The 15,847-nt window shown below is 70.3% G+C and carries 19 protein-coding genes, 2 tRNA genes and 1 other RNA gene; 5 read left to right on the forward strand and 17 right to left on the reverse strand.

Going from position 1 to position 15,847, the window contains the following annotated elements:
• Nucleotides 1-7: 7 nt before the first annotated feature.
• The 4 genes from AC1G9L_RS16840 to dnaX form a co-directional block, all read right to left on the reverse strand.
• Nucleotides 8-355, reverse strand: coding sequence for a histidine triad nucleotide-binding protein (locus AC1G9L_RS16840; protein WP_010342491.1), 348 nt, complete (start codon nt 353-355; stop codon nt 8-10).
• Nucleotides 356-430: 75 nt separating this feature from the next.
• Nucleotides 431-1,045: a recombination mediator RecR gene (recR, locus tag AC1G9L_RS16845; protein ID WP_019802203.1), complete on the reverse strand. Its 615-nt coding sequence runs from the start codon at nt 1,043-1,045 to the stop codon at nt 431-433.
• A gap of 206 nt (nt 1,046-1,251) precedes the next feature.
• A complete protein-coding gene (locus tag AC1G9L_RS16850; protein WP_017909282.1) occupies nt 1,252-1,572 on the reverse strand; it encodes a YbaB/EbfC family nucleoid-associated protein in 321 nt (106 codons plus the stop codon).
• Nucleotides 1,573-1,578: 6 nt separating this feature from the next.
• Nucleotides 1,579-3,423 (reverse strand): DNA polymerase III subunit gamma/tau, encoded by a 1,845-nt coding sequence (gene dnaX, locus AC1G9L_RS16855; RefSeq protein ID WP_481069559.1) that lies wholly within the window; start codon nt 3,421-3,423, stop codon nt 1,579-1,581.
• Between the two features lie 236 nt (nt 3,424-3,659).
• Here dnaX and AC1G9L_RS16860 point away from each other — a divergent pair.
• Both AC1G9L_RS16860 and ffs read left to right on the forward strand, forming a co-directional pair.
• Nucleotides 3,660-3,752, forward strand: a tRNA-Ser gene (locus AC1G9L_RS16860).
• A 99-nt stretch (nt 3,753-3,851) separates the two neighbouring features.
• An RNA gene (ffs, locus tag AC1G9L_RS16865) (signal recognition particle sRNA small type) lies at nt 3,852-3,948 on the forward strand.
• Between the two features lie 279 nt (nt 3,949-4,227).
• Here ffs and AC1G9L_RS16870 read toward each other — a convergent pair.
• From AC1G9L_RS16870 to AC1G9L_RS16900, 7 genes are read right to left on the reverse strand one after another with little or no spacing between them, the layout of a single operon-like run.
• Nucleotides 4,228-4,671 (reverse strand): molybdenum cofactor biosynthesis protein MoaE, encoded by a 444-nt coding sequence (locus AC1G9L_RS16870; RefSeq protein WP_019800257.1) that lies wholly within the window; start codon nt 4,669-4,671, stop codon nt 4,228-4,230.
• A 3-nt stretch (nt 4,672-4,674) separates the two neighbouring features.
• Entirely contained in the window at nt 4,675-4,920 is a 246-nt protein-coding gene (locus tag AC1G9L_RS16875) for a MoaD/ThiS family protein (RefSeq protein WP_019800256.1), read from the reverse strand.
• Nucleotides 4,917-5,435, reverse strand: a complete 519-nt coding sequence (gene moaC, locus AC1G9L_RS16880; RefSeq protein WP_019800255.1) for a cyclic pyranopterin monophosphate synthase MoaC — start codon at nt 5,433-5,435, stop codon at nt 4,917-4,919. Before moaC ends, AC1G9L_RS16875 begins: the two co-directional genes overlap by 4 nt.
• A gap of 31 nt (nt 5,436-5,466) precedes the next feature.
• Nucleotides 5,467-5,841: a DUF4440 domain-containing protein gene (locus AC1G9L_RS16885; protein WP_019800254.1), complete on the reverse strand. Its 375-nt coding sequence runs from the start codon at nt 5,839-5,841 to the stop codon at nt 5,467-5,469.
• 3 nt (nt 5,842-5,844) lie between these two features.
• Complete coding sequence (gene moaA, locus AC1G9L_RS16890; RefSeq protein WP_481069560.1) at nt 5,845-6,879, reverse strand: GTP 3',8-cyclase MoaA; 1,035 nt, start codon at nt 6,877-6,879, stop codon at nt 5,845-5,847.
• Complete coding sequence (locus AC1G9L_RS16895) at nt 6,876-7,634, reverse strand: MBL fold metallo-hydrolase (protein WP_481069561.1); 759 nt, start codon at nt 7,632-7,634, stop codon at nt 6,876-6,878. Before AC1G9L_RS16895 ends, moaA begins: the two co-directional genes overlap by 4 nt.
• Nucleotides 7,634-8,383, reverse strand: a complete 750-nt coding sequence (locus tag AC1G9L_RS16900; RefSeq protein WP_019799319.1) for a 3-deoxy-D-manno-octulosonic acid kinase — start codon at nt 8,381-8,383, stop codon at nt 7,634-7,636. The genes AC1G9L_RS16895 and AC1G9L_RS16900 overlap by 1 nt, the downstream gene beginning before the upstream one ends.
• Before the next feature lie 20 nt (nt 8,384-8,403).
• Here AC1G9L_RS16900 and AC1G9L_RS16905 point away from each other — a divergent pair, with 20 nt between their 5' ends.
• Nucleotides 8,404-9,453: a glycosyltransferase family 9 protein gene (locus AC1G9L_RS16905; protein ID WP_481069562.1), complete on the forward strand. Its 1,050-nt coding sequence runs from the start codon at nt 8,404-8,406 to the stop codon at nt 9,451-9,453.
• 200 nt (nt 9,454-9,653) lie between these two features.
• Complete coding sequence (locus AC1G9L_RS16910) at nt 9,654-9,908, forward strand: DUF2798 domain-containing protein (protein WP_019801189.1); 255 nt, start codon at nt 9,654-9,656, stop codon at nt 9,906-9,908.
• A gap of 46 nt (nt 9,909-9,954) precedes the next feature.
• Here the strand turns inward: AC1G9L_RS16910 and AC1G9L_RS16915 are convergent, their stop codons facing one another.
• From AC1G9L_RS16915 to AC1G9L_RS16925, 3 genes are all read right to left on the reverse strand, one after another.
• The gene (locus AC1G9L_RS16915; RefSeq protein ID WP_019801188.1) at nt 9,955-10,359 is read right to left on the reverse strand and encodes a DUF6165 family protein; all 405 of its coding nucleotides are present in this window, start codon (nt 10,357-10,359) and stop codon (nt 9,955-9,957) included.
• A 104-nt stretch (nt 10,360-10,463) separates the two neighbouring features.
• Nucleotides 10,464-12,155, reverse strand: a complete 1,692-nt coding sequence (locus tag AC1G9L_RS16920; RefSeq protein ID WP_019801187.1) for a rhamnogalacturonan lyase B N-terminal domain-containing protein — start codon at nt 12,153-12,155, stop codon at nt 10,464-10,466.
• 588 nt (nt 12,156-12,743) lie between these two features.
• Nucleotides 12,744-12,834 (reverse strand) — tRNA-Ser (locus tag AC1G9L_RS16925).
• Between the two features lie 208 nt (nt 12,835-13,042).
• On the opposite strand from AC1G9L_RS16925, the gene AC1G9L_RS16930 reads away from it, so the two are divergent.
• Nucleotides 13,043-13,747 (forward strand): PP2C family protein-serine/threonine phosphatase, encoded by a 705-nt coding sequence (locus AC1G9L_RS16930; RefSeq protein WP_017907821.1) that lies wholly within the window; start codon nt 13,043-13,045, stop codon nt 13,745-13,747.
• A 195-nt stretch (nt 13,748-13,942) separates the two neighbouring features.
• Here the strand turns inward: AC1G9L_RS16930 and dnaQ are convergent, their stop codons facing one another.
• Genes dnaQ through AC1G9L_RS16945 form a run of 3 tightly spaced genes read right to left on the reverse strand, consistent with a single transcriptional unit; the run spans nt 13,943 to nt 15,840 of the window.
• Nucleotides 13,943-14,680: a DNA polymerase III subunit epsilon gene (dnaQ, locus tag AC1G9L_RS16935; RefSeq protein ID WP_019801186.1), complete on the reverse strand. Its 738-nt coding sequence runs from the start codon at nt 14,678-14,680 to the stop codon at nt 13,943-13,945.
• Nucleotides 14,681-14,709: 29 nt separating this feature from the next.
• Entirely contained in the window at nt 14,710-15,168 is a 459-nt protein-coding gene (rnhA, locus tag AC1G9L_RS16940) for a ribonuclease HI (protein ID WP_010341132.1), read from the reverse strand.
• Nucleotides 15,169-15,180: 12 nt separating this feature from the next.
• Nucleotides 15,181-15,840 (reverse strand): class I SAM-dependent methyltransferase, encoded by a 660-nt coding sequence (locus AC1G9L_RS16945; RefSeq protein WP_209031997.1) that lies wholly within the window; start codon nt 15,838-15,840, stop codon nt 15,181-15,183.
• Between the last annotated feature and the right edge of the window lie 7 nt (nt 15,841-15,847).

Consider the following 15,847-nt stretch of genomic DNA (forward strand, 5'->3'; position numbering starts at 1 on the left):
ACGCGACTCAGGGCGTGCCGAAGCGTCCCAGCGGCGCGCCGGCGAGCAGATGCAGGTGCAGATGGAACACGGTCTGCCCGGCGTGCTCGCGGCAGTTGATCACCACCCGATAGCCGTCCTGGGCCAGGCCCTGCTCGCGCGCATAGCTGGCCGCAGCCAGCACCAGCCGGCCGACCAGGGTCGCCTGCTCCGGCGCCAGGTCGTCCAGGGTCGGAATCTCCACCTGCTTGGGGATGAAGAGCACATGCACCGGCGCCTGCGGCGCGATGTCCTTGAAGCCGAGCACGGCGTCGTCCTCGTAGACGATGCTGGCCGGAATTTCGCGACGGATGATCTTGCCGAAGATGGTGTCCATGGAGGGCGCCCGGAACGAAAGAAGGGGCCGCCGTTATAGCCCAATTCGGCGTCGCGCCGCAGCCGCGTGCGGCGCTTACTCGCCGGCGCCGGCGCGCGGCACTTCGCTGCGGCTGCCGAAGGCGTGCGACAGCGTGCCTCGATCCACGTACTCCAGCTCGCCGCCCAGCGGCAGGCCCTGCGCCAGCCGGCTCGGCCGCACGCCGTGCTGGCGCGCCAACTGCGCCAGGTAATGCGCGGTGGCCTCGCCCTCGACCGTGGAGTTGGTGGCGATGATCAACTCGGCCACCTCGCCCTGCGCCAGCCGCGCGCCCAGCCGGTCCAGGCCCAGTTCGCGCGGGCCGATCCCGTCCAGCGGCGACAGCCGGCCCTGCAGGATGAAGTACAGCCCGCGGTAGCCGGTGGCGTGTTCGATCGCCAGGCGGTCGGCCGGCGATTCCACCGCACACAGCTGCTGGCGATCGCGGGCGGGACTGGCGCAGATCGCGCAGACCTCGGTTTCGCTGAAATCGCGGCACTGCGCGCAATGGCCGATGCGCTCGATCGCCTCGTGCAACCGCTCGGCCAGGCGCTGCCCGCCTTCGCGCTCGCGCTCGAGCACGTGGTAGGCCATGCGCTGCGCGGTCTTCTGGCCGACGCCAGGCAACACGCGGAACGCATCGATCAGTTGTTCGAGCAGCGGCGAGCTCATTGTGGTTGTGGATTCGGGGGTGGGGATTGGGGATTCGTAAAAGAAACATCGCTGTCACGCGATGTTTTCGTAGGAGCGGCTTCAGCCGCGACGGCTTGATCTGACCGGTCGCGGCTGAAGCCGCTCCTACAAGAGGAATTCACCGAAGCAGGAGAGGCAGCGCACTCGCGAAAAACCGCGAATCCCCAATCCCGAATCCCGGCCCCTCAGAACGGCAGCTTCATGCCCGGGGGGATCGGCATGCCGGCGGTGGCCGCGCCCATGCGCGCCTTGGACTCGGCATCGATCTTGTTGGACGCATCGTTGAAGGCGGCGGCGATCAGGTCCTCGGCCATTTCCTGGTCGGCGAGGATGCTCGGATCGATCCGCACCTTGCGGCACTCCTTGGCGCCGGTCAGGGTCACGTTGACCATGCCGCCGCCGGCGCTGCCGGTGACTTCCAGCTTGGCCAGTTCTTCCTGGGCGCGCTGCAGGTTTTCCTGCATCTTCTGCGCCTGTTGCATCAGTTGGGCGATATTGCCGCGCATCGTGGTTCACTCATCGTAGGGACGGATGGAATCGGGGACGACCCGCGCGCCTTGCTGCTGGATCAGCGCCTGCACCGCCGGGTCGTTCATGAACGCGGCCTCGGCCGCGTTCTGGCGCTCACCGCGTTGCCGGTGCGAGCGCTCATGCAGGGTTTCGGCATCGACCGCGATGCCGCTTTCGATGACGATCTTCGGGCGCTGGCCCAGCGCATCGGCCAGGGCCGCGGCCAGTTCGCCGAGCGAGCGCTCCGACTGCAGGTATTCGAAGCCCGGCGACAGCGACAGGCGCAGCACGCCCTCGGCATGGCTGACGAATGCGGCATTGGCGGCGAGTTGCCGCGACGGGCCGTTCAGGCCGCAATCGGCGACCAGCTCCAGCCAGTCCTCGGCGCTGTGCAGCGCACGCGGCGTGTCGGACACGGGGGCATGGGTGCGCGGCGGCGGTGCCAGCGGCGGCACCATCGCCATTTCCGGTTCGGCGGCGGCGGCCGGGACCACCGCTGGCGCCGGCGTCGCGACGGGCGCGGACGGCGCCGGGCGTGCTGCTGGCGGATCCCAGGGCGGATCCAGCGGCGCCGCTGCGACGCTGGGCGCAGCCGTCACAGGCGCAGCGGGAACCGGCGCGGCAACGGCAGGCGCCGCCGGGGCAGCGGCAGCCACCGCGGCCGGTGCCGCCATCGCAGCAGGCGCACTGGCCGCAGCGGCCGGCGCAGTGCCGTGTCCTTGCGCCGCCGCGCCGGTCGCGCTGCCGGCCGGCAGCGCCGCGGCGCCCATCGGCCGGAACGCCAGCATGCGCAGCAGCGCCATCTCGAACCCGGCGCGCGGACTCGGCGCCAGGTACAGGTCGCGGCGCCCGTTCAGCGCCATCTGGTACCACAGTTGCACGATCTCCGGCCGCAGGCGCTCGGCCAGCGGCGCCGGGTCCAGACCATCCAGCGCGGGCGTGGCCGCGCCCGGCACCAGCTGCCGCACCTGGATGCGGTGCAGGGCCTCGGCCAGCGCCTCCAGTACCCCGCCCCAGTCGGGCGAGAACTCGGCCAGGCCGGCCACCACCTGCAGCAGCCGCTGCCCGTCGGCATCGGCCAGCGCGTCCAGCATCGCCCCGACCTGGGTGCGGTCGACCGTGCCCAGCATCGTCCGCACCACGTCGTCGCGCAGCGCGCCGCCGGCGTAGGCGATGGCCTGGTCGAGCAGCGACAGCCCGTCGCGCAGGCTGCCGTCGGCGGCCTTGGCCAGTTGCACGATCGCCGAGGCATCCACCTCGATCTGCTCGGCGGCCAGGATCTTGGTCATCTGCCCCTGGATCTGCTCCTCGTCCAGGCGCTTGAGGTTGAACTGCAGGCAGCGCGACAGCACCGTCACCGGCAGCTTCTGCGGGTCGGTGGTGGCGAGCAGGAACTTCACGTGCTCCGGCGGCTCTTCCAGGGTCTTCAGCAGCGCGTTGAACGCCGCCTTGGAGAGCATGTGCACTTCGTCGATCAGGTAGACCTTGAACTTGCCGCGCGAGGGCATGTACTGCGCGTTCTCGATCACCTCGCGCACGTCGTCCACGCCGGTGTTGGACGCGGCGTCGATCTCCAGCAGGTCGATGTAGCGCCCGGCGTCGATGTCCAGGCAGGCGGCGCACTGACCGCACGGGTCGGCGCTGGTGCCCTGCTCGCAGTTCAGCGACTTGGCGAAGATGCGCGCGATGGTGGTCTTGCCGACACCGCGGGTGCCAGTGAACAGGAACGCGTGGTGCACCCGGCCGCTGTCCAGCGCGTTGGTGAGCGCGCGGACCACATGCTCCTGCCCCACCAACTCGGCGAAACGCTTGGGGCGCCACTTGCGGGCGAGAACGAGATAGGACATCAGGCGACCGTCTTCATCTGAACCACCATTGTGCCACGCCGGGCCACCGCGATCGTTCAGTCGCCCGCTCAACCGCCGTCCCGACGCGCGCCGCCTCGGGCGCAGGGCTGCGTGCGACGATGAACAGGGCAAAGGTGACGCCGGTCAGCGCGGTCGCGGCGGCTCGCCTTGTGAACGGCGGCCATGACGGCTAGAATTCCCGCCCTTGCCCGGACCGCATGGCCCGCGCAAGACCCGGAGAGGTGTCCGAGTGGTTGAAGGAGCACGCCTGGAAAGTGTGTAAGCGTCTAAACCGCGCTTCGGGGGTTCGAATCCCCCTCTCTCCGCCAGATTCGAATGCGCTTCCCTCGCAGAGTTGCTCCGCCCATGGCGTAAGAACTCAAAGGGAAAGACCGCGCCACTGGCGCGGTTTCGTCTCTATGGTGGCCCCGTCGGCCCCTCGCGACGCTAGGTCGAAAACCCCGCCAGGGCCGGAAGGCAGCAACGGTATCGATCGACGCGGGCGCCGAGGTCAGCCGGCGGGGTTACCACCCTCCTCCTGCAACGCCGCCGTGCCGCATGGACACATTCTCGTCTGTGCGATGCGCCCTGCCGAGCATGAGCGTCCTTGCGGCACACACCGCGCCCGGCTAGCTCCGTGACCCTGGCTAGTCGTTGGCACTGGCCGTGGCGACGGCGCAGGCATCCCTGCACCGGCGGCGCTACTTCGGCGCGTATCGATCGACGCGGGCGCCGAGGTCAGCCGGCGGGGTTACCACCCTCCTCTACGAAGACACGATCGAAACCAGGTCGCGCGCGCCGCTACTAGGGTTGCGACACCTGCGCCTCCGGATGCAACCACCCCGCATCGCCCTCGCGATAGCGTTCGCGCTTCCAGATCGGCACGCGCGCCTTGACCTCGTCGATGACGTAGCGGCAGGCGTCGAACGCCGCGCCACGGTGCGCGGCGACCACACCGACCCACACCGCCAGGTCGCCGATCGCCAGTTCGCCGACGCGATGCACGCAGCGTAGGTCGAGGATGGCGAAGCGGGCCAGCGCCTCGTCGACGATGCGTTGGCCCTCGGCCTCGGCCAGCGCGGCATAGGCCTCGTAGTGCAGGCCGTCGACCGCGCGGCCGTCGTTGTGATCGCGCACCCAGCCTTCGAAGCTGGCGTAGGCGCCAGCCTGGGCGTGCGCCAGCGGGGCGCGCAGCGTGGCGATGTCGAGCGGGTGGTCGTCCAGCCGGAAACGCGGTTCGGTGGACATGGCTCAGCCTCCCGAGACCGGCGGGATGAACACCACTTCGCTGCCGTCGCGCACCGCCTCGTCCCAGCCGACGAAGGCGCCGTCCACCGCCACCCGCAACCGATCCAGCGGCCAGCGCAAGCTATGGCGGGCATCGAGTTCGGCATACAGCGCGCGCAGGTCGGGCGCATCGGTGCGCACCTGTTCGCGCTCCAGGCCCGCGGCCTCGCGCAGGCTGGCGAAGTACAGCACGCTCACCTCTGCGCTCATGCCACGCTCCCGACGTCGCGCTTGCCGCCACGCTTGCCGACCAGCCGCACCGGGCCGATGGTCATCGCGTGGGTCAGCGCCTTGCACATGTCGTAGACGGTCAGTGCAGCGACGCTGGCGCCGGTCAGCGCCTCCATCTCCACGCCGGTGCGGTGCACGGTGCGCACCGTGCATTCGATGCCCAGCACCTGCGGCGTGCGCCAGTCGATGGCGAAGCGGCAGCCGTCGATCGGCAGCGGATGGCAGAACGGAATCAGTTCGTGGGTGCGCTTGACCGCCATGGTGCCGGCGATCACCGCAGTGTCGACGATGCCGCCCTTGGCGCTGCGCAACGCATCGGCGCGCAATTGCGCGGCCACGGCCGCGGGAAAGCGCACCTGCGCCTCGGCCACTGCCACGCGCGCGGTGGCGGTCTTGGCGGAGACGTCGACCATGGTCGGCAGCCCCTGCGGATCTAGGTGGGTCAGCGCCGGCGCGGCTGCGCGCGTGGACGTGGCGGAGGTCTTCTTGGTCATGGACTGCGCTGCCGCTCCCACGGCGCGATCTTCAGGCGCCGCCGGGAATCGGCGTGCCCTGGTGGAACAGCATGCGCCATCGGCCGTCGCGATACTGCCAAAGCGAACTGCGCAGCGCATGCCGCAGCGGTTCGCCGCCGCCGCTGCGTTCGCTGCGATAGCGCAGGTGCGCCAGGTCCGGGGCCAGCAGTTGCGCGTCGATGTCGAAGGCTCGGTAGCGGAATTCACCAGACTCCATCTCCAACGCCTGCAGCACCGCCAGCTTATCGAAGCGGCGCCCGGAGGCGCCGAACTCGACGAAGGCGTCGTCGAGCAGTTCGGCCACGCACTCGGCCGAGGCGCGCACCGCTGGCTCCAGCAATTCCAGCTCCAGCGCGACCAGCGCGTCTTGCACTGCGGCGTCCATCGCTCAACCGCCGATCAGGAACATTTCGACGTGCTTGCCGCGCGTGGCCGACACCGCGCCGCGCAGTTCGCTGTAGCGATCGTCGCGGCGCTCCCACAACGCACGCACGCGCTCGGCCAGCGCCTCCTCGCCGCCGGCCAGCGCCGGCCGCAGGTCGGTGCCCTCGCCCGCGAACAGGCAGGTGTAGAGATGTCCGTCGGCGGAAACCCGGGCGCGGTGGCAATCGCCGCAGAACGGCGCACTGACAGAGGTGACGAAGCCGATCTCGCCGCCGCCATCGGCGAACGCATAGCGCGCGGCGACCTCGCCGGAATAATGCGGCGCCAGCGCCTGCAGCGGCCAGCGCGCGGCGATGCGGTCGCGCAACTCGGCGGCCGGCACCACCCGCTCGCGACGCCAGGCGTTGCAGGTGCCCACGTCCATGTATTCGATGAAGCGCAGCACGTGGCCGCTGCCGCGGAAATGCGACAGCAACGGCAGCACCTGGTCGTCGTTGATGCCGCGCTGGACCACGCAGTTGAGCTTGACCGGCCCCAGCCCGGCCGCCACCGCCGCGTCGATGCCCTCCAGCACCTGCGCGATCTCGCCACGGCCGCCGGACAGCTGCCGGAACACCGCCGGCTCGATCGCATCCAGGCTGACCGTGACCCGGCGCAGGCCGGCCTCGCGCAAGGCCTGCGCATGCCGCGCCAGCAGCGCGCCGTTGGTGGTCATGGCCAGATCGTCCACGCCGGGGATGCGCGCCAGCCGCCGCACCAGCTCGGGCAGATCGCGGCGCAGCAGCGGCTCGCCGCCGGTCAGGCGCAGCTTGTTGACGCCGTTGCGGACGAAGGCCCGCGCCACCGTCTCCATCTGCGCGAACGACAGCCGCGATGCGGCGTCGAATCCGTAGTCGTCCGGCACCTTGTCGGCCGGCATGCAGTAGCCGCAGCGGAAGTTGCAGGCCTCGATCACCGACAGGCGCAGGTCGCGCAACGGCCGCCCGCGCCGGTCCGCCGTCGTCGCCGACGCGAACGGCGGGCGCGGCAGCGCGCTCATCCCGCCGGTACCTGCGGCGCACGCGGCGCGGACAACGCCACGCGCTCGCCCGGCCGCGCCACGCGGTGGCCACGCGCGCGCAGGGCCTCGGCATCGTCGTCGCTGGCGTAGTGGTAGAGCATGGTCCGTTGCAGCAGCTCGGCGGGGTATTCCCGCTCCAGGTCGTCGACCCCAGTATGCGACGGGTTGCCGTGAAGGCCGCAGTCGTGCGCCACCAGTTCGCCGTCGTCGGCATACCGGTTCAGCATTTCCGGGATCGGCCGGGTATCCCCGCTCCACACCAGCGCGCCCTGCAGGCGCAGGCCGTAAGCAGTCTCCGGCCAGTGGTGACGCACCGGGAACACCTCCAGGCGCACGCCCTCGTGCCAGAACGCATCGCCCACCACGATCAGCTGAAACGCATCCCAGAAGTTGGCGCCGCCCTCGGCCAGCACGTTCGGATAGTCGGCCACCCGCCGGTGCAACAGCGGCACCACCGTGGCCGACACATACAGCCGCACCTTGCCGCGGCGCGCGGAAAAATAGCTGTCCACGAACAGCCGCTCGAAGCCGGCGACGTGGTCCAGGTGCACGTGGGTGACGAACAGCGCCTGCGGCATCGCGCCGTAGTGCGCCTGGTAGGCGGTCAGGCCCTCGCCGCCGCAGTCGATGGTCAGCCACGGCCGGCCATCGCGCTCGATGGTGGCCATCGGCGAGCCCAGCGCCACCGCCGAGGCATTGCCCACGCCCTGGAAGCGCAGCGCCCAGTCCGTCATCAGCAGCCGCGCTCCCAGGCCAGATCGTAGGCGCGACGCAGGCGCGCGTAGTCCTTCTCCACCGCATCGACGCTGCGCTCGCCGCGCAGCTTCAGCAGCGAACGGCGCAGGCGCATGAGGTTGCGTTCGCGCCAGCGGGTGGCGGGAATGCGCAGCACGCCGCGGTCGAAATCGATCAGCCAGCCGCGGCCGTTGCCGTCGAACAGGATGTTCTGCGCGTTGAGGTCGGCGTGGTCGAGGCCGGCGCGATGGAAGCGCGCGATCAGCCGCCCCGCCTCCTCCCACGGCGCGCCGCGACCGGCCAGATGCGCACGATCGGCCAGCGAGCGCACACCCTCCAGCCGCTCCATCAGGATCGCCGCGCGGTAACGCAGCCCCTGGCGCAAATAACAGGCCGCCAGCGGCCGCGGCACCGGCAGCTTGCGCGCGATCAGCGCGCGCATCAGCCGGAACTCGGCAAAGCTGCGGGTGCGGTCGGCGCCGGTCCACAGGTAGCGGTCGCGGACCAGCTTGGCGACCAGCCCGCCGCGGCGGTACTGGCGCAACACGCAGCTGCCGAACGGCGCATCGACGAACCAGGCGCCGCCGCGGCCGCCGGCATCCACCGGGCGTGCACGTTCGCCCCAGGCGGCGGCGGAGAACAGCGTCGGTTCGGCTTGCCGCAGTCGTTCGCGGTCGAACAGAATGGCCCCGTAGCCGCGGCCCTCGCGGTACGGCGTCAGCGCTTCGGTGGCGTCGAATGCAACCATCCAGCGAGTCTAACAACACCATGCCGGCAACGCTCCCTTCGTTGTGCCTGTTGCGCCTGTCGGCGCTGGGGGACGTGACCCACGTGGTGCCGCTGGTGCGGACCCTGCAGCGCGCCTGGCCGCAGGCGCCGGCATTGCACTGGATCATCGACAAGGCCGGGCACAAGCTGCTGGACGGCCTGCCGGGCGTGGTGTTCCACCCCTACGACAAGCGCAGCGGCCTGGCCGGCATGCGCGCCTTGCGCCGCGAACTGCCGGCACACGGCTTCGATGCGCTGCTGCAGATGCAGGTGGCGCTGCGCGCCAACGTGCTGTCGGCGTTCGTGCCGGCGCGCCGCCGCATCGGCTACGACCGCAGCCGCTCCAAGGATCTGCACGGCCTGTTCGTCAACGAGCGCATTCCCGACCGCCCCGGCATCCACGTGCTGGAGGCGATCGGCAGCTTCTGCGAGCCGCTGGGCCTGCGCCAGACCGAGGTGCGCTGGGACCTGCCGGTGCCCGAGGACGCCCATGCCTGGGCGCGCGCGCAATGGCCCGAGGACGGCCGGCCGGCGCTGCTGATCTCGCCCTGCTCCAGCCACCAGCGTCGCAACTGGTATGCCGAGCGCTACGCTGCGGTGGCCGACCATGCCGCCGCGCAGGGCTGGCGGGTGGTGCTGTGCGGCGGCCGCAGCGACCTGGAGCGCGGCACCGCCGACGCCATCGTCGCGGCGGCGCGCACGCCGGTGCTCGACCTGGTCGGCAGCGACACGCTCAAGCAACTGCCGGCGCTGCTGCAGCGCGCCGCACTGGTGATGACACCCGACTCCGGCCCCATGCACATCGCCAACGCCATGGGGACCAAGGTGCTGGGCCTGCACGCGGCCAGCAATCCGCGCCGCAGCGGCCCGTATTCGGATATCCGCTACTGCGTGGACAAGTACGACGCGGCTGCGCGCAAATACCTGGGCAAGCCAGCCGCACAGTTGAAGTGGGGCAGCAAGATCGAATTCGACGGCGTGATGGAACTGATCGGCGTGGACGATGCGATTGCCGCATTCGAGCGCTACCGCGCCGACCACGGCCACTGAGGCCGGTTGCGGCGGCGCTGACGTCGCTCTACCATCCGCCGCGCGTCCTGCCGCCGACCCGGCCTGCAGGAGCCGCCGTAAGCGTTTACGTCAATCAACGCGCCAACTGCGCCGGATCCGTCCGGGGCTGTTTCCCGCCCGGGCCTGGCAGGCCATTGGCGGGTGGCGCCTTTGATCGACCGGCTTACGGAGAGTCCGCAATGTCACGTCCCCCGCTGTTTTCCCGCAAGCTGTCCCCGCGCCACGCCGCCTGGGTGACCCCGCTGCTGCTGTCGGTGCTGATGACCTGCATCGTCTCGATGATCAGCACCCTGCGCAGCGTCGGGCTCGCGCCCGGTGTCGGCACGCTCTGGCTCGGCGCCTGGGCGCTGTCCTGGCTGGTCGCCTTCCCCACCCTGCTGCTGGTCCTGCCGCTGGTGCGGCGCCTGACCGGCCTGCTGGTCGCGCGCGACTGAGAAGCGCGGCGTTCCGGGAGGCGGCAACGCCTCCCGGTAAACGCCCTCACGCCGACGCGTTGCGGTAGTCCTGGTAGGACTTCTCTTCCACGTAGCTGGAGCCCAGCGCCAGGTTGATGTCCTTCTTGAGCCGGGCGCGTTCGTCGTTTTCGTAGTACACGCTGCGCGCCAACTGGATGAACTCCTCGTCGAAGGCCTGCGCCTTCTCCTTGATCCGGATCTCGTCCTCGATCACCCACAGGCGCTCGTTGACCGCCTTCAGCTCCGCGCGCAGGCGCGCCACGTCGCCGCCGGCCGCCGGATGCGCCATCCAGGTTTTTTCCAGCGCCGACAGTTCCGCGCGCACATTGGCCAGCTTGCTCGGATCCTCGATGCGCTCGGACTTGATCTGCAGGATGGCGATCTTGTCGAGCAATTCGCCGAAGGACACGGGCACCAGGATTTCGGACATGGCAGACACCAAAAACAGAAGTCGCGCCAGTGTAACGGCTCTGCCTTAAGACGGCGTCGGCGCTGCGTCGCGGCGGCGCGCCCGCCTGGAGCGGCGCATGGACGTCAGCGCGCCGCAGCGACGCCCGCCGGCACGTCCTGGATCAGATCGATCGCATCGTACGCAACGCCCGGACTGAGGAAACCCTGCCCCTGCTGACCGCTGGCGACGCTCAACGTCAGGTCGTTGCTCCCGACCTTCAACGCCGACAACGGGATGACGAAGCGATAGACGGTGTTGTTGCCGCGATAGGTGCCGACCGTCAGCGTGCGCGAGGTCGGTTGCTGCGACGCCGTGGGAACCGCCGCCTGCCACCCGCCGATCGCGGGTACCGGGCGCCCATGAAACGCGGCGGTGGTGATGCCGATGCGCAACGTCGGCGCCGCCGCCGGCAGGCGCGCGAGCACGAAGCGCACGTGCAGCGCGTTGTTCACGTCCTGCCATTGATACGCAGGAAAGTCCTGCGCCGCCGACGACGCACCGACCGTGAACGGCGCGGTCCGCCAGTTCGCCATGCGCACGTCCGACGGGTGCATGGTCGTCACCTTGTCGCCATTCAAGAACTCGCGCGGCGAGCCGTCCCAGCGCCCGATCCGCCATAACGCCGGCACGGCGTCCGGATCGTCGGCGCGCAGCGTCCCGGTCGCCACGGCACGGCCTGCCGCCACGGTGACCTCGCCCTGCGCGACGGCCAGTTCGTTCTTGTAGAGCGTCACCCGGTAGACGCCCGGCAGCATGCCGCTGCGTTCGAAACGCCCGTCCGCGCCGACGCCGGTCCAGTACTGCGCCTGCGCCGAGGCGAAACCGACCGTGTAGGCAAAGGCGGGATCGAGGCCGCGTGCCGTACCGGCCACCGCGCCGCGCGCCGCCGGCGGCACGTAGCCGTCCAGGCCTGCACCGGCGAACCAGCCGGTATCGACCGGCCCCGGCGGCGCACCATCGGTGAAGACCAGCGTATAGGCATCGAGGACGCCGGTGCGGAACGGCTCGGTCTGGCCTTCGCCGTAATTGACGATGTAGGTCAGTTCCTGGTCGACGGTGCCCTGGTCCAGCAGACTGCGGTAGAACGGGCCGCCGGAGCCGCCCTCGTTGTCGTCGCGCACCATCCACATCCCGACATGCGCACCGGTCGCGCCGAAGTAGCGCCAGTCGAGCAGCCGCATGTTGGAGTAGTGCTTCGAGCGGGTCTGCCCGTCCGGGCGAGCGAACACATCGTGCGCCTCGATGGTCCGGTCGGTCCCGTGCAGGTCTGCGGGTTCGGGACCATGCGGGAGCAGCGCCCAGGGCACGCGCACGACGAAGCGCAGCAGCCCGGGCTTCGGTTCGCTGCCGAAGCGGTCGGCCATGTAGATGCGCGGCTCGCCGCGCCGGGCCAGGTAATAGTGGACCAGATCGCCCGAGCGCACCGTCACCCGGATCGTGTCGGCATCGAGCTGTCGCGCCTCGACGGCGACCGGCCCGGCATCCGCGTAGAGGCCGGCGAAACCCGAGTTGACGTGGCTGTCCTTGGCCGGATCCTGGTACTCGACGCCATGCCAGCGCAGCGAACACAGGCCGCCCGCGCTCTGCAATCCACTGCGGCCGGCGATGCGCCGCACGGCAAAGGTCAACCCCGCACCGGTGTCGACGACATAGGCATCCGGGCGTTCGCTGAGCCCGAACCCTGCCGCGCGCACGGACGCCGGGGAGTGCGGCAGCGGCGCCGCAGCGCCGCGCTGGGCCGTGGCACCGACCGCGGCAAACAGCAGGATGCACATCGTGATGACGGCGGAACACCGACGCGATCCTGGGCGCCCAGCTGCACTCGCCGTTTTCATCGCCTGTGCGCGCTGCAACGCCCTGGTGACGCAGGGACGCGCGTCGGCATGTCGATCCGCACGCTCGAAGCCAACCCGACTGTCCATTGCGCCAATGCCGAAACCAGGGGGCGACAGCATGCGAACACGGCCGCTGGACGATGGATGAACCGGGAGAACCGGCTTGTCCGACGCAGGGTGGGAGCGCCTGCACGCGACGGCATCCAGGCCCGACGACGCACCGCATCGGCGAGCCAGGCGGCCGCATCACCCGTGGCGAGGCAGGATCGGTCCAAGCGGCGAACGCAACGGGGGCACGCCACGCCCAGGGGCTGTGGTGATTGCCCTGCGACAGGGCGGCCCGATGCACAGCATGCTGGCTTACCGCCGCGCACGAACCGTTGAGGCATCATCGCGGCGCGGGGACACGGGGGTTAATCGGGGCTACCGCCAAGCGCGGATGGCATCGCCAGCGGCGTTTGCCGGCCCGGCGCGGAGCAGGGACATGCCCTGGAGACGCGGCCTCGCGGAAGCGCGAGACGCGAGAACTGGCGGGAAGGGGGGGATTCGAACCCCCGAGGCGCTATAAACGCCTGCCTGATTTCGAGTCAGGTACATTCAACCACTCTGCCACCTTCCCGGGTGGTCCCCGGCGGACCGGGGGCGTGCATCATACGGTTCCCGCCGCGCGCGGACAAGCGGCCCGGCGCGGAGGCCCCGCAAGCGCCCGGCGGCGCGGGGCGATGAACCCCGCCTGCTTGGCGCCGCGCGCGGCGATTGCCTGATCCGCGCGCGACCGCGATGATGCCCGTCGACCCCAGAAAACACCGGCCGGCCGCAGGCGCGCAATGATCGAATTCGGACACCTCACCCACGTCGGCCTGCGCCGCGACCTCAACGAGGACACCTACTACGGCGACCACGAACTGGGGCTGTGGCTGGTGGCCGACGGCATGGGCGGCCACGCCTGCGGCGAGGTCGCCAGCGCCCTGGCGCGCGAGGCCATCGTCCGTGAAGTGCGCGGCGGCACCGCGCTGGCGCAGGCCATCCGCATCGCCGACGAGGAAATCATCCGCGCCTCGCAGCGCCGCAACGACACCCTGCCGATGGGCACCACAGTGGTGGCCGCGCGGGTGCAGGGCAACCGCTTCGAGGTCGCCTGGGTCGGCGACAGCCGCGCCTATCTGTGGCGCGACGGCAAGCTGGCCCAGCTCAGCCAGGACCACAGCTACGTGCAGGAACTGATCGCGCAGGGCGCGCTCACCGCCGAGCAGGCCCGCGCGCATCCGCACCGCAACGTGGTCACCCAGGCGCTGGGCGTCACCGATCCGCAGCACCTCAACGTGGCCACGATGACCGGCGAACTGCGCCCGGGCATGCGCCTGCTGCTGTGCAGCGACGGGCTCACCGAGGAAGTGGACGATGCCGGCCTGGCCAACGCGCTGGGCCACGACGACTGCAGCGCGCAGGAGTGCGTGGACATGCTGGTCGCCGCCGCGCTGGACGAAGGCGGCTCGGACAACATCACTGCAATCCTGGTGCGCTGTCACTGAATTCGGCGCGGCGCGGCGGTGGCTCCGGTCGCGCAAACGACGTCAGGGCACTGCTGGGCACTTGCATTCTTCACGCTCAAGCCGGCCAGGCTACCCTGTAGGAGCGGCTTCAGCCGCGATGGGGCGTTCCCAGTAAAAGCCCCATCGCGGCTGAAGCCGCTCCTACAGCAATCCCGCCGTCATTCGAGGCACCCTTCAGCCGGCCACCGCGTCCGCCACGACCGGCTCGGCGTCGTCCCACAGCGCGCGGCCGGCCTTCTTGCGCAGCTTCTCCAGCCGCGCCTGGTGCGCCTCCAGTTCCGAGGCCGTCGGCACCACCCGCGGCCGCGGCAGCAGCATGGTCATGTCGAATGCGGGACCCTGCGCCGCCGCATGCGCGGCGCCGTCCTCGGCCAGGGCGAAACCGATCTCCTCCTGGCCGGAGGTCAGCGCGATGTACACGTCGCTGAGGATCTGCGCATCGAGCAGCGCGCCGTGCAGTTGCCGGTGCGAATTGTCCACGCCCAGCCGCTTGCACAGCGCGTCCAGCGAATTGCGCTGGCCGGGGAACCGCTCGCGCGCGAGCAGTAAGGTGTCGATCACCGTGGCGCGGTCGAGGATGCGACCGTAGGACTCGCCCAGCCGCGACAGTTCGTAATCCAGAAAGCCCAGGTCGAACGAGGCGTTGTGGATGATCAGCTCGGCGCCGTCGATGAACTCCAGGAATTCGTCGACCACCTCGTGGAATTCCGGCTTGTCGGCAAGGAAATCCAGGGTCAGGCCGGTGACTTCCTGCGCGCCGGGTTCGAAATCGCAGTCCGGGCGCAAATAGCGATGGAAGTTGCGTCCGCTGGGGCGGCGTTCGAGCAGTTCCACCGCGCCGATTTCGACGACGCGGTTGCCCTTCTTCCATTCCAGGCCGGTGGTTTCGGTATCGAGGATGATCTGACGCATGGGACTCGTAGCGGAAAAGGAAGACGGGATCAAGGCGCGACCACGGCGCCACCGGCGCGCACGTGCAGGGCCTGGTTGCGTGCCAGCTGGTCGACCCGCTCGTTGTCCGGATCGCCGTTGTGGCCCTTGACCCAGCGCCAGTCGATCGTATGCCGCTGCGCCGCGGCGTGCAGCCGTTCCCACAGGTCGCGATTCTTGACCGGATCGCCGCCGGCGGTCTTCCACTGCCGCCGCACCCAACCCGGCATCCACTCGGTGATGCCCTGGCGCACGTACTGCGAGTCGGTGTGCAGCACGATCTGGCAGGGCTCGTTGAGCGTCTCCAGGGCCATGATCGCGGCCATCAGTTCCATGCGGTTGTTGGTGGTGTGCGCCTCGGCGCCGGCCACCTCGCGCTCCAGCCCCTTGTAGCGCAGCAGCGCGGCCCAGCCGCCGGGGCCGGGATTGCCGAGGCAGGCGCCATCGGTATGGATGTCGACAGTCTTCATGAAACTCCGTGTTCAGATCGAAGCGACCGAGCCGCGCCAGCGGACCGGCGCGCGCAATGGAATGGGGCCGATGCCGGCCGCGGTGCGTTTTTCCGCGTGCAGCATGCAGACCGCGCGCAGCGGCGCGGTGGAGGTGGCCGGGCCGACGCCACCGCGGGTCGGCCACACCGGCCCGAGATAGCGCAACTGCTCCACGCAGGGCAGGCCGACCTGTTCCAGCAGGCCGCGCCAACTGCCCGGCGGGCGCGCCACCAGGCCCTGGCGGCGCCAGCGCAGCCGGTACGGGCTCATCGCGTTGAGCGCGAACAGCCACACGCGGCCGCCCGGCATCAGGATGCGCTCGCATTCCTCCAGCAGCTCCGCCGCGTCGGCGGCGAGCACGTGCTGCAGGACGATGGCGTTGACGCTCTCCGACGGCAGCGGCAGCGGCAGCGTGCACACCAGGTCGCCGGCATAGCCGCGAGGGCTGCGGTGCAGGCGCACGCCCCGCCCCGGCAGCTCGCGCCCGGGAGGCGGCAGCGGTACCGGCGCCAGCCACAGCCAGGGCTGCGCGGGGCGCTTGAGCAGGGCGTCGAGGATCAGCGGCTGCTCGGCCTGGAGCAGCGCCTGCGCCCCGGCCGTATCAAACCAGGATGAGACGTTGGCTTGACGAGGGAGCGACACGGCAGGCATGGTGCCA

Source organism: Xanthomonas sp. NCPPB 1132 (genome assembly GCF_056629235.1).

What these genes read in the sequence shown, in the direction of transcription:
- AC1G9L_RS16840 (WP_010342491.1), bottom strand. Translation starts at nt 355, where the DNA reads ATGGACACCATCTTCGGCAAGATCATCCGTCGCGAAATTCCGGCCAGC.
- recR (WP_019802203.1), bottom strand. Translation starts at nt 1,045, where the DNA reads ATGAGCTCGCCGCTGCTCGAACAACTGATCGATGCGTTCCGCGTGTTG.
- AC1G9L_RS16850 (WP_017909282.1), bottom strand. Translation starts at nt 1,572, where the DNA reads ATGCGCGGCAATATCGCCCAACTGATGCAACAGGCGCAGAAGATGCAG.
- dnaX (WP_481069559.1), bottom strand. Translation starts at nt 3,423, where the DNA reads ATGTCCTATCTCGTTCTCGCCCGCAAGTGGCGCCCCAAGCGTTTCGCC.
- AC1G9L_RS16870 (WP_019800257.1), bottom strand. Translation starts at nt 4,671, where the DNA reads ATGTCCACCGAACCGCGTTTCCGGCTGGACGACCACCCGCTCGACATC.
- AC1G9L_RS16875 (WP_019800256.1), bottom strand. Translation starts at nt 4,920, where the DNA reads ATGAGCGCAGAGGTGAGCGTGCTGTACTTCGCCAGCCTGCGCGAGGCC.
- moaC (WP_019800255.1), bottom strand. Translation starts at nt 5,435, where the DNA reads ATGACCAAGAAGACCTCCGCCACGTCCACGCGCGCAGCCGCGCCGGCG.
- AC1G9L_RS16885 (WP_019800254.1), bottom strand. Translation starts at nt 5,841, where the DNA reads ATGGACGCCGCAGTGCAAGACGCGCTGGTCGCGCTGGAGCTGGAATTG.
- moaA (WP_481069560.1), bottom strand. Translation starts at nt 6,879, where the DNA reads ATGAGCGCGCTGCCGCGCCCGCCGTTCGCGTCGGCGACGACGGCGGAC.
- AC1G9L_RS16895 (WP_481069561.1), bottom strand. Translation starts at nt 7,634, where the DNA reads ATGACGGACTGGGCGCTGCGCTTCCAGGGCGTGGGCAATGCCTCGGCG.
- AC1G9L_RS16900 (WP_019799319.1), bottom strand. Translation starts at nt 8,383, where the DNA reads ATGGTTGCATTCGACGCCACCGAAGCGCTGACGCCGTACCGCGAGGGC.
- AC1G9L_RS16905 (WP_481069562.1), top strand. Translation starts at nt 8,404, where the DNA reads ATGCCGGCAACGCTCCCTTCGTTGTGCCTGTTGCGCCTGTCGGCGCTG.
- AC1G9L_RS16910 (WP_019801189.1), top strand. Translation starts at nt 9,654, where the DNA reads ATGTCACGTCCCCCGCTGTTTTCCCGCAAGCTGTCCCCGCGCCACGCC.
- AC1G9L_RS16915 (WP_019801188.1), bottom strand. Translation starts at nt 10,359, where the DNA reads ATGTCCGAAATCCTGGTGCCCGTGTCCTTCGGCGAATTGCTCGACAAG.
- AC1G9L_RS16920 (WP_019801187.1), bottom strand. Translation starts at nt 12,155, where the DNA reads ATGTGCATCCTGCTGTTTGCCGCGGTCGGTGCCACGGCCCAGCGCGGC.
- AC1G9L_RS16930 (WP_017907821.1), top strand. Translation starts at nt 13,043, where the DNA reads ATGATCGAATTCGGACACCTCACCCACGTCGGCCTGCGCCGCGACCTC.
- dnaQ (WP_019801186.1), bottom strand. Translation starts at nt 14,680, where the DNA reads ATGCGTCAGATCATCCTCGATACCGAAACCACCGGCCTGGAATGGAAG.
- rnhA (WP_010341132.1), bottom strand. Translation starts at nt 15,168, where the DNA reads ATGAAGACTGTCGACATCCATACCGATGGCGCCTGCCTCGGCAATCCC.
- AC1G9L_RS16945 (WP_209031997.1), bottom strand. Translation starts at nt 15,840, where the DNA reads ATGCCTGCCGTGTCGCTCCCTCGTCAAGCCAACGTCTCATCCTGGTTT.